Raw genomic sequence first — 10,465 nt, 5'->3', positions numbered from 1 at the left:
TAAAATCCTGCATAGCTCGCGGAGATCTCCGAGCAGAGTTATTATCGCTGGCGCAAGGAGTACGGCGGCCTGCAGATCGACCAAGCCCGTCGGATGAAGGATCTGGAGCGCGAGAACGCTCGATTGCGCCGGCTCGTGGCTGACTTGTCCCTGGAGAAGCAGGTGCTGGCGGACGTCGCCGCGGGAAACTTATAGCCCCGGAGCGACGCCGGCAGGCAGTCGACGGCATTCGTGAGAAGTATGGTCTCTCAGAACGCCATGCCTGCCGGATCGTTGGCCAGCACCGGGGCACGCAACGCTACGTGCCCACCGTGCCAGCTGACGAGGATACGCTGACCCGCGCCATCATCGCCCTGGCGTCTGAGTACGGACGCTACGGCTACCGCCGCGTCACCGCGCTGCTGCAGGCAGCTGGGTGGCAGGTGGGCAAGGACCGGGTTCAGCGGATCTGGCGTCGTGAGGGGCTCAAGGTCCCGCAAAAGCATCGGCCGCGAAGCCGGCTGTGGTTGAACGATGGCTCCTGCGTACGGCTGCGGCCTCTCCATCGCAATCACGTCTGGAGCTTCGACTTTGTGCAGGGCCAGACCCATGACGGGCGAAGCCTGCGTATCCTGACGCTGATCGACGAGCACAGTCGCACCTGCCTGGCTCTAAAGGTCGCGAGGCGCATCAACAGTCTGGGTGTGATCGAGGCGCTGGCCGATGCGATGTGCCTGCATGGCATCCCCGACAACATCCGCTGCGACAACGGCCCAGAGATGATCTCGAAGGCTTTGCGGAAATGGGTCGCCAAAACCGGCCCGCAGATCCAGTACATTGCACCAGGATCGCCGTGGGAGAATGGCTATTGTGAGAGCTTCAATGGCAAGCTGAAGGACGAGTGCCTACGCCAAGAGATCTTCTACTCTCTCAAGGAGGCACAGACCGTGATTGGGATCTGGCAGAATACCTACAACCGCGTTCGACCGCATTCGTCCTTGGGCTACCGGCCGCCCGCGCCTGTCACCTTACCGGATCTGGCCTTCCGGCTACCCATGGCCGCCACCATGCAGTAGCCTCTCAATCGGCTCGGTCCAAAATAACGGTCAGGTCACACACCACCAGCACGTCGGTGGGGCGCAGGTAGGCGAGGGCGGCTTCGAACTCCGGGCGCTTGGTGCCCGCCTTGCCGCTCTTCTTCTCCTCAAAGATCCGCTCGCAGCCGGCCTTGGTCAGCGCGTCGCGCTGCAGGTCGAGGTTCTGATCCTGGGTCGAGACGCGCGCGTAGCCGACAAGCATGTCAGCATAGTCGCACAAGAACGTTTTTCTAGCAATAGATTTACTATCACGCTTTCCTAACAGAAACGGGGCTATTGGAGTGTGCCAGGAGGGGGGCGCGGTCGCCTGTCAGAAAAACGTTCGTTTTATTTACATATACGCAGGGAGCCTTAGGTGTTTGATCCCGCGATGTAATGGTACGTTCGACCACCATGCAGCGAGGGATGCGCTATAGGTCTGACCTGCCTGGTATTTTGAACCGAGCCGAGTGAGCGACTGTCTTGCTGGTCAAGCGGGTTGCCATGGCGTTCCGTCTCTCAGGATGGCGTTGAGGATGGTGATCAGCTTCCGAGCGGTGGCAATCAGGGCGACGAGCTTGGGCTTACCGGCTGCGATGAGCCGGTCACGGAAGGTTTTCAGCGCGGCGTTATGACGGCTGGCCACCATGGCCCCCATGAACAGCGCCGTGCGAACAGGTGCGCGACCGCCTGCGATGAAGCTCCTCCCTCGCCACTGACCGGATTGCCGCGTCCAAGGAGCCAAGCCGACCAGCGCGGCGACTTGCTTTCCGTTGAGGCTTCCAAGCTCGGGCAGCTCCGCGATCAGGGTTCGTGCGATCGTCGGTCCAACACCAGGAACGGAGGTCAGGAGGGTCTCCTTCCTGCGCCATTCAAGCGACCGGTCTACCTCTGCATCGATCGAGCGGTCGATTACACTCTGCTCCTGCTCCAACGCATCCATGACGCGCCGGACGCTATCTCGAATGCACGATGGAGCTTGGCTCGCTCGCTGCCGCTCGGACGCAATCAGTCCTACGATCTGACGGCGTCTTGTGACGAGATCAGCCAAGGCCTGAGTCTTGGCATCGGCCCGAGCGCGAACGGGTGGGTTGGTGGCCGCCGCGAACCGGGCGATCACGGTGGCGTCGATGCGGTCGGTCTTGGCGCGTTGGCCCAAGGCGTGAGCGAAAGCACGGACCTGTGCTGGGTTCACGATCACGGCTGGCAGCCTCCAGCTGGTGAGAGCACGTGCCACCATGGCTTCCAAACCGCCGGTTGCCTCCAGGACGACGAGCTTCGGCTTCAGGGGCCGGAGGCGTTCGCACAGCTGCTCCACACCCTCGGTCGTACGATCAACGGCGAAGTTCGCTCCAGAGGGATGAACGTGAATATCGAGGCGGTCACGGGCCACGTCGATCCCGACAACAGGAGCGTCCATCTGATCCCATCCTTGCGCAAGCGGGCTTCGCGTTGAGCGGCCCAAGCGACTGTTCGGGTTCGATGGAACGGCGGGCGAGGACCCTGGCTCACTTGCGGGCTTGGTGGCCCCAGAGGCTAACGGTCTCTCACCCGCCACCGCGCCGAGGAGCATACCCGGCGAGGTTGGGATCAAGTTACAAGAGGCTACTGCATGGTCACTGGCATGGGTAGCTGGAAGGCCAGACCCGGGAAGCTGACAGGCGCAGGCGACGGGTAGCCCAGGAACGAATGCGGCCGGACGCGGGTGTAGGTATTCTACCATAACCCGATCACGATCTGCGCCCCCTTCAAATAGTAGAAGATTTCCTGGCGTAGGCATTCGTCGCGCAGCTGCTCGGAGATCTCCGCCTCCTTGCACGCCAGCACCAAACTCTCGCTCTGAGCCGTCTGCACCTCGATCTGGCGCAGCTTCAGCACCACCTGCTCCGCGCTCGTCTTCTGACCTCGCCGCATGCCCGACTCCTTTGGTCCTGGCTGATCCTCTCAATCAGCCCAGTCCAAAGCCAACCGGTCAGGTTATCCCGGCTACCCATGGCCGCCACCATGCAGTAGCCTCTCGCTCGGCCTGGTCCAAAATACCGGTCAGATCACCAGGAATGACATCATGCGCATCCTCACCATAGCTCTGCTGGCATTGAGTGTTGCAGCGGCACCAGCCTACGCCGAGCAGGACTTGCTGCTGGGTGCCAATATGAACACACCCGCGATGACCCAGGCCGAAATGAGCCGAGCCGACATCGAGGCGCTGATCACCAAGTCCCACGGTCAGCCAATCGATTTGACGGACAAGGCCTTGTCAGGCCTCGACCTTTCTGGCTTGAACCTCAAGGGTGCGAACTTGCGCACCGCACGCCTGAACAAGACGAACCTGCGCGGGGCTGACCTTAGCGGGGCGAACTTAGAACAGGCCTGGCTGCTCAAGTCTGACCTAAGTGGGGCCAAGCTCGTGGGTGCGAAAATGTTCGGCGTCACGGCCCGGGATGCCAACTTCAGCGGGGCCGACCTGACCGAGGCAAGGCCCATTGGCGATTTCAAGGGGGCCAACCTGAGCGGCGCAATGTTGGTCAATCTTAAAGGCGGAGCCGACATCAAGAACCAGTCCATGGGCCTGATGCGCACAGTGTTCACCTCGGTAAACCTCTCGGGCGCGAACCTGAAGGGTGCCAATCTCGGTCGCTCGCGGCTTGACTACGCCAATCTCAAGGACGCTGATTTGACCGACGTCGTGCTGATGGGCTCTGACCTGTCGGGCGCGAACCTCACCGGGGCAATCATCGCAGGAGCCGATTTCAAAAACGTCGATGTCAGTGGGGCGCGACTACAATCTCTTAAGGGCCATGACAGCACCAAGAATTGGTCATCGATGGTCAACGCCGACCGTGCTATCATTGACAAAACTAACTGATCCACATTTTCAGCTGCTTATAGGCCCAGTCATCATGACCATACACCCTATCTTGCTTGGCCTCTTCTGACCGGCCACAGGCGATTGCGCTTAAGCAGTCCCTGCAACGGCCGCCGCGTTCCAGAAGGCGCAGAAAGCTGGCAAGTCGATCCTGGTGCACATCTGGAACATGCCCTTGGGCTGCTTAATATTAGTTTTCTCGGCCTGCTCGTCACGATCCAAGGATTGATCGAAGGCGCTGCGTGCCCCGCGCGAGCAACAATATTGCACGGGAACCATGGTGAACGGTCAAATTTTGGAGAGCTAGGAGGTCAATCTCATAGTCAGCTCGAATCATGCCATCTGGGAGCGTGACAAGGCCGCCCGTTCGAGATATTATTATGTGACGCGTGCTCCGCCGCTTCGTAGCAGAGACTTCTATATTCCCGCTAATGCTTCTGAAAAGACCAGCACGTTACCGGAGACTTTGGCTTGTGAGTTCACAGTTGCGCGCTTACCAAGGCTGCTTTGCGCTCCCCTACGACTGGGGCTTGTAGAGATTCGATGTGAGTTGATGGCTTGGGCGTAGAAATAAATCAGAGCGAATGAGCTCTAGTAGATCTTATCGGCGCACACGGCGCTCAGGTTGATCTATTTACAGCTTTCCGAACAAGTTGTCGGTGAGGTGAAGCCATGTGTATAGTTAACGATCAGTGTCGCGAAGCTGATAACATTTGGCAGGCTGAGAGATGACGACGGCTGCGCCGCGCTCATCTATTGCTAGGTAATCCAGTTTGCATCAAACACCTTGTCCGCAACAAAGGCTTTGTAGGCAATCCCTTCAATAAGGGGTATGACGCCAATGCTATCGTGGCGCTGACCTGCCAGGAGGGTGAAGCGCACCAAATTGCCTAGCGCATCGGTTAAGGCCACAATCTTGGTGGTCAAGCCGCTCCTGAACTTGCTATGGCTTGGCTTTCAGTTCCTCCCCAGCGCCTTGCCCGTGGCGGCAAACCTTGGCGATCCTGCTGTCCATCAGCGCTGCTTCTCCGGCACCATGAAGCAGGTCCGGCGCTGGCTGTTGGAGCGGCGCACCCGCCCAGCCGAGACCGCAACCCAGCGTCTGCAAGCACCACCAGCCGCAGCGCCGACTTCGCTATCCTTGGTCTCCACCACTGCCTTCGCTGAAACAATTGTTGTAGTCCCTCCTGCGTGCGGGGGGAGGATCTTGATAACGACGGCGCCGCTGCAGTCGCGCGTGTGCTGCAAGACGACGAGGCGGCTAAGACGGTTGACCTCGGCCGGCGGTTCTGCCGGATCGTCTGCAGTTGCTGCGGTGGCGCGCAGGCCGAGTCCGGCCTCATCGCCGCCTTTGATGCAGGGCTAGATGACGCCCGTACCTGCGGCGGTGCAGGTCGTCGAGAGATTCGCCCATAATCTCTATCAGGACGTGGACGCCGTCCGCGCTGGCCTTCGCTTGCCCTGGAGCAGCGGACAGGATGAGGGGCTGGTCAATCGCCTCAAGCTGCTGAAGCGCTCCATGTAAGGTTGCGCCAAGCTTGACCTACTTAGCAGACGCTTCCTCCTCGCAGCATGATCCATCAAAACCTGACGGAAGACCACCGCGTGGAATCGACCAGAACGGCTGGGACGCTACGGCTGGACCGTGGAGCAAACACTCGCGTGGCTGGGCCGCTTCCGTCGTCGACGATCCGCTACGAGCGTCACTCCGGCCTCCATCTCGCCTTTACGACCCTCGCTTGCGCCCTCATCTGTCGAGCACAGGCAAAACGGCTTTGTCCCTAACTTCAAACCGAGACCAGCTGCGCTTGGCCTGCATCCAGCGGTGAACTCGGATGGTCGTTGAATAGGCTCATGGTATGGAAGTGGGTACATAGGCGGATACTGGCCGTGAGGCTCAGACTCGGACACGGTATAACGGCGTTGTTAGCTCCTGGCAGAAGTAGGTTACCGGCAGCATGGAATTAGAACCCACTATCAATTTTGCGCGTCATAGTCCCGTAGCCCCAGAGCCAGCTGGCACTGAAGTCGTGGTGAGGCAATATGGGCTTCTAGAACCGCTCGATTGGGGAGACGACTGCAGCGCAGAATTAGGCAGAATGGTCGATCTCTGGAACGCTCTCGTCGAGATCGAACGCGGTGCCAGGGGCCAATACCAAAAGATTATGCAAAATGATCCCGCTATCACAGAAACGTCTGCGAAAATCTCCGCCGTGCTTTGTGAACAAGCCTCTCTAATTGCAAGGCGCACTAAAATGCGCGCGTCCGGTCAGGGCAAATCATACATCGCCCCTATCAACGAAAGCCTTGCGGATCTTGGGGGCAAGCTCAGGGAACTCCGAAGGACTGCGGCCTCTCTAAGCAAGCAGGTCCGTGTGAGGGTCAAGAACGAACTCCGCTCGGTTGAGAGCAGCCGTCGAGCCGAAGTCAAGCTTGCTCGTCAGGGTAGCGGCTTATGGTGGGGCAATTACAATGCGGTGGTCAATGCTTATGAGCAAGCCCGTAGCCGGGCGCTGAGGGAGGGCGGTGAAATCCGAGCCAAGACTTTCGATGGGAGTGGGAGAATTACGAATCAGATCCAAGGAGGGATGAGCGTTGCTGATCTCTTCGGCGGGGGGCACTCACAAGTGACCGTTAGGCCCCTGCCAGAGGACGCATGGTCGCATTCAAGTCGTGGCGTGCGCAAGCGTCTCCAAAGAACTATCATAACGGCGACCATCTTCACGCAACAAGGCGAGCGACGCACTGTCAGCTGGCCGATGATTATGCACCGTCCTATTCCACAGGATTGCCGGATTAAAACGGTCGTCGTGACTCGGCGGAGGTGCGAGGAGGGATGGCGTTGGCAGGTTGTCTTTACGTGTACGCGAGACTCCCCAGCTAGGAGCCCTGCACCAAATGGTCAACGCAGGGCAGTACACCTCGGATGGCGCCGACTTCCGGACGGCATTCGCGTCGCTACGCTCGCGAGCAATATCAAACAGGGAGCACGCTTCTTCACCACACCCAACGTCGTCTTAGAGGGATTTGCGTTGACCGACTCACTGAGAGGAAAACGGCAGGGCTTGAGAGACGCTGCACTCCAGTGGCTGATGTCCCTGGATTGGTCAGGAGCGCCGGAACCACTCGCAGGAAAGTTTCGAGCGATACAGCCGCTGCCAGCAGCTACCTCCCGGCTCGTTGATTTGGCGGCGGAGTGGAGCCACCATTCCGAGTGGCATCCGGAGGCGTACTCTCAGTTTGAGAAGTGGCGGCGCGAGGACAAGAGGCTTCGTCTCTGGGAAAGAAATCAGCGAGACAAAATTATTCGGCGCCGGAACGATCAATATCGTCAGTTCGCCCGTGACATCGTCGAGGACGCGAGCTCGATCACCATAAACGTCTTGGACTTGTCCGCCCTAAGTCGCGTCGACAAGCCAAGCGGAGGGGAGAACCCCCTTCCGGCGGCCGCCCGGCACTATCGCACTGTTGCTGCCATCTCAATTCTTAGGAAGTTTGTGATCGAACGTGCCCAGAAGGTCGGTACCAACATCATCTTCAGCGATGCCGCCAAGGACCGCGTTTGCCATTCCTGCCAAAAACCGGTCAACTACGCGGCGTCGCCCTTCACTCACCAGTACGTCTGCGAGACCTGCGGCGCATCCTTCGACAAGGATTTAAACTCCTGCCGCTCCATGCTGATGCGAGTCGGAACAACCTGATCTTCCACAGCACATCACCCTTCCGCTATTGCTGCGTCTTGATCGACCGCAGAAGCTCAGTGCGCCCTGCTGCCCCAAGCCTATTGGCAGGTCAATTCGCAGCAGCGCGGGGCCTAGGCGCAGACGCGATGGTGCTGGTGATCGCATTCCTCGTCCCACAATCGGCTGACCATTGTGCAGGCTCCATGCTATTGTGGGTTTGCCCCGTTTCGGTGGACAGTTCAGGGAGATTGGCTGAGCAGGGTCTCAGATGACGGGTCGGATTGGGTTTCGAACTCGTAGACGACAGGAGTGCGTTATCGATCCAACGGACACGTCAGGGGACATGCGATGCAAGGGTTAGTTTTGCGGCATTATATGCCCACCTGTCTCGGACATTCGGACCTCCGCACTAGGCAAGGACCAGTATCGGTTCGATCCTTGTGCGCGGTGCAGGCTTGATACTGAATACCAGCGGCACCCGCGCTGGGGCACCCGAGTTCGGGCAGATGCGCGCGTTGCAAGGGCTTCCGAAACGCACCCTCCTGCTCCTCAGCGGGCGAAGCCGGAATGGAAGCGTCAACACGGTCCGGGAGGGGGCGTTGGCTGCCCAGCTACGGCTCGGCATTCTGCCCTTGGGCACGGCCAATGACTTGGCCCGCACCTTGGGTACCTCCCCGATCCCATCGCGGCGGCCGGCAACACCCAGGCAGGTCAAATCCGTTACATTGACCTCAGCCGAGTCAACAGCCCCCTGTTCGCGAACGTACCCGTCTCGGGTTGAACATCGAGCTTACGCGGCGACTCACCGCGCTCTCGAAGCGGCGCTAGGAGCGCCGCGGCTATCCCAACGCCGCCACCCAGGCCCTTCTCCATGCCAAGCCCTTCGTGGCTGAGATACGCTGCGGCACGCTCTGAGAGCGGATGCCACTCCGGCAGCTTGCGGTCTTCAACGACGTCTTCTATGGCGGAGGGATGGCGTTGTACGAGGGGGCACAGATCGACGACGGCTGCTTCGATTTAGAGCGCCTAACAGAACGGCACGAAGCGCCGGATGGTGGGTTGGTGGTTCATGGCTCGACCTCTGCTTCCCGACGATCTCTGGACTGAGATTGTATCGCTTCTGCCTCCGCCTCAGCCGCGCCCGAAGGGCGGACGGTCTCCGCTCGATAATCGGGGTGCGCTGACGGGCATCCTGTTCTTGCTGCGCTCCGGCCTGCCCTGGGAGATGCTTCCGGCGGAGATGGGCTGTGGCTGCGGGACGAGTTGCTGGCGCCGACCCTCGATGCCATTCCGCCGCTGCGCAACGGCCGGCGCGGACGCCCGCGCCAACGCCCCGGCAAACTGCATGCCGACAAGGCCTATGATGCCAAGGCGCGGCGGCAGGAGTGTCGCGCACGCGGGATCGTGCCCCACATCGCCCGCAAGGGCATCGAAAGCAGCCAGAAGCTTGGGCGCCACCGCTGGGTCGTGGAACGTACCCACGCGTGGTTCAACCGCTTCCGCCGCCTGCCCATCCGCTACGAGCGCCGCGCCGACATCTACGACGCCTTCACAAGCCTCGCCGCCAGCCTCATCACCCTCAATCAGATCAAACGGTTCTGTTAGGCGCTCTTATACAGCTTTGAGGCGCATTGCTGCTGGTGGCGGCTAGCCCATGCTGCCGTTTTTCCGGGGCGAACGCCAGCGTGGCCTGCCGGACGTGCGGGCCTTCTGCAGCCTCGACCCCATCCAGGTTCGCACCGAGCCGTTGCCGATCAACACGGGCGGCGAGATCAAGACGATGACGCCGGCGCTGTTCGAGCTTCTGCCGCGGGCCCTCGCCGTATTCGCTCCCGAGCCTTCGGCGTCAGTCCGCCGACCATCCTGACGGAGAATCACGATGCGACGTTTCTTGGTGCTGGTGGCGGCCGCGGTGCTGGCGGCGGTACCGGCGCTCGCGCTGCGCCTGATGGGCGCAAAGGTGGGACCCATTGGCGAAACCGCAGCCTATGGCGTCGCGATCCTGTCGGCCGGCTTTCTACTCTCGTGGGGCGCCGAGGCGGCCGAACGCCACGTCTCGCGAGGTCTGATCATTGCCGCCGTCGCTTTGGTGACGGTCCTGCCCGAGTACGCAGTCGACCTGTACTATGCCTTCCAGGCTGGCAAGGCGGGTCCTGGCTCACCGTACGTTCACTACGCCGCCGCGAACATGACCGGTGCGAACCGGCTCTTGGTCGGCTTAGGCTGGCCGTTGCTGGTGGCGGTGCACTGGGCACGTGGCGGCGGGCGGGAGGTCGAGTTGTCGCGTAGCAACGCGGTCGAGGTTTCATTCCTATTGATAGCAAGCCTATACGCCTTCGTCATTGTCCTAAAGGACAACATCACGCTGCTCGACTTCGCCGTCCTGGCCGCGCTTTTCGGAGCTTACATCTGGCGCGTACAGGGCGCGCCCGGGAGGAGCCTGGTCCGGCTGCTGCGTTGAATGCGCTGCCAGTCCGCAAGCAATGGACATTCATGGCAGCGCTGACCCTTGTCGCCTGCGTAATCATCCTTGCCTCGGCCGAGCCGTTCGCCGAGGCCATGGTGCATTCGGGCCGGCTTCTCGGCCTCAACGAGTTCCTCCTGATCCAGTGGCTGGCCCCCCTGGCGAGCGAGGCGCCAGCCGTCACGATCGCAGTCTTGTTCGTGGTGGCGGGCCGCGCTGCCAATGGGCTCGGAGCCCTGGTCAGCGACAAGATCAACCAGTGGACGCTGCTCGTCGGCATGCTACCGCTAGCCATGAGCCTCGGTGCAGGCGCAGTGGCGGCCCTGCCGCTCGATGCCCGCCAGGCCGAGGAGTTCTTCCTGACCGCTGCGCAGTCACTGTTCGCCCTGGCGCTGCT

At 60.8% G+C, this 10,465-nt stretch carries 7 protein-coding genes and 7 pseudogenes; 10 read left to right on the top strand and 4 right to left on the bottom strand.

Annotated elements, in window-relative coordinates:
- Window positions 1–24: 24 nt before the first annotated feature.
- Window positions 25–1,055 (top strand): annotated as a pseudogene (locus MZTS_RS05175) (IS3 family transposase); the annotation flags it as partial.
- A gap of 31 nt (window positions 1,056–1,086) precedes the next feature.
- Here the strand turns inward: MZTS_RS05175 and MZTS_RS05170 are convergent.
- The 3 genes and pseudogenes from MZTS_RS05170 to MZTS_RS25650 all read right to left on the bottom strand — a co-directional run.
- A pseudogene (locus MZTS_RS05170) lies at window positions 1,087–1,278 on the bottom strand (recombinase family protein); the annotation flags it as partial.
- A gap of 267 nt (window positions 1,279–1,545) precedes the next feature.
- Window positions 1,546–2,475: an IS110-like element ISMex17 family transposase gene (locus tag MZTS_RS05165; RefSeq protein WP_096488146.1), complete on the bottom strand. Its 930-nt coding sequence runs from the start codon at window positions 2,473–2,475 to the stop codon at window positions 1,546–1,548.
- Window positions 2,476–2,846: 371 nt separating this feature from the next.
- Window positions 2,847–2,969 (bottom strand): annotated as a pseudogene (locus tag MZTS_RS25650) (IS3 family transposase); the annotation flags it as partial.
- Window positions 2,970–3,120: 151 nt separating this feature from the next.
- Between MZTS_RS25650 and MZTS_RS05155 the strand changes: the two are divergent.
- A complete protein-coding gene (locus MZTS_RS05155; RefSeq protein WP_192282310.1) occupies window positions 3,121–3,921 on the top strand; it encodes a pentapeptide repeat-containing protein in 801 nt (266 codons plus the stop codon).
- 759 nt (window positions 3,922–4,680) lie between these two features.
- Here MZTS_RS05155 and MZTS_RS05150 read toward each other — a convergent pair.
- Window positions 4,681–4,848: a hypothetical protein gene (locus MZTS_RS05150; protein ID WP_157914335.1), complete on the bottom strand. Its 168-nt coding sequence runs from the start codon at window positions 4,846–4,848 to the stop codon at window positions 4,681–4,683.
- Window positions 4,849–4,930: 82 nt separating this feature from the next.
- Here MZTS_RS05150 and MZTS_RS05145 point away from each other — a divergent pair.
- The 8 genes and pseudogenes from MZTS_RS05145 to MZTS_RS25105 form a co-directional block, all read left to right on the top strand.
- Window positions 4,931–5,446, top strand: a pseudogene (locus tag MZTS_RS05145) (transposase); the annotation flags it as partial.
- A gap of 93 nt (window positions 5,447–5,539) precedes the next feature.
- A pseudogene (locus MZTS_RS05140) lies at window positions 5,540–5,706 on the top strand (transposase); the annotation flags it as partial.
- 1,247 nt (window positions 5,707–6,953) lie between these two features.
- Window positions 6,954–7,622, top strand: a complete 669-nt coding sequence (locus MZTS_RS05135; protein ID WP_192282309.1) for a hypothetical protein — start codon at window positions 6,954–6,956, stop codon at window positions 7,620–7,622.
- Between the two features lie 488 nt (window positions 7,623–8,110).
- Entirely contained in the window at window positions 8,111–8,497 is a 387-nt protein-coding gene (locus MZTS_RS25645; protein WP_096488151.1) for a diacylglycerol kinase family protein, read from the top strand.
- A gap of 176 nt (window positions 8,498–8,673) precedes the next feature.
- Window positions 8,674–9,209, top strand: a pseudogene (locus tag MZTS_RS05125) (transposase).
- 49 nt (window positions 9,210–9,258) lie between these two features.
- A complete protein-coding gene (locus MZTS_RS05120) occupies window positions 9,259–9,471 on the top strand; it encodes a hypothetical protein (protein WP_096488149.1) in 213 nt (70 codons plus the stop codon).
- A 12-nt stretch (window positions 9,472–9,483) separates the two neighbouring features.
- Window positions 9,484–10,065 carry a sodium/calcium exchanger protein gene (locus MZTS_RS25110; RefSeq protein WP_246482000.1) on the top strand — a complete coding sequence of 194 codons (582 nt, stop codon included), beginning with the start codon at window positions 9,484–9,486 and terminating at the stop codon, window positions 10,063–10,065.
- A gap of 32 nt (window positions 10,066–10,097) precedes the next feature.
- Window positions 10,098–10,465 (top strand): annotated as a pseudogene (locus tag MZTS_RS25105) (sodium:proton exchanger); the annotation flags it as partial.

It is taken from the genome of Methylorubrum zatmanii (assembly GCF_014845115.1).
GTDB lineage: Bacteria > Pseudomonadota > Alphaproteobacteria > Rhizobiales > Beijerinckiaceae > Methylobacterium > Methylobacterium zatmanii.
This window is presented reverse-complemented; position numbering and strand designations above follow the sequence as displayed.

What these genes read in the sequence shown, in the direction of transcription:
- MZTS_RS05165 (WP_096488146.1), bottom strand. Translation starts at nt 2,475, where the DNA reads ATGGACGCTCCTGTTGTCGGGATCGACGTGGCCCGTGACCGCCTCGAT.
- MZTS_RS05155 (WP_192282310.1), top strand. Translation starts at nt 3,121, where the DNA reads ATGCGCATCCTCACCATAGCTCTGCTGGCATTGAGTGTTGCAGCGGCA.
- MZTS_RS25645 (WP_096488151.1), top strand. Translation starts at nt 8,111, where the DNA reads ATGCGCGCGTTGCAAGGGCTTCCGAAACGCACCCTCCTGCTCCTCAGC.
- MZTS_RS05120 (WP_096488149.1), top strand. Translation starts at nt 9,259, where the DNA reads ATGCTGCCGTTTTTCCGGGGCGAACGCCAGCGTGGCCTGCCGGACGTG.
- MZTS_RS25110 (WP_246482000.1), top strand. Translation starts at nt 9,484, where the DNA reads ATGCGACGTTTCTTGGTGCTGGTGGCGGCCGCGGTGCTGGCGGCGGTA.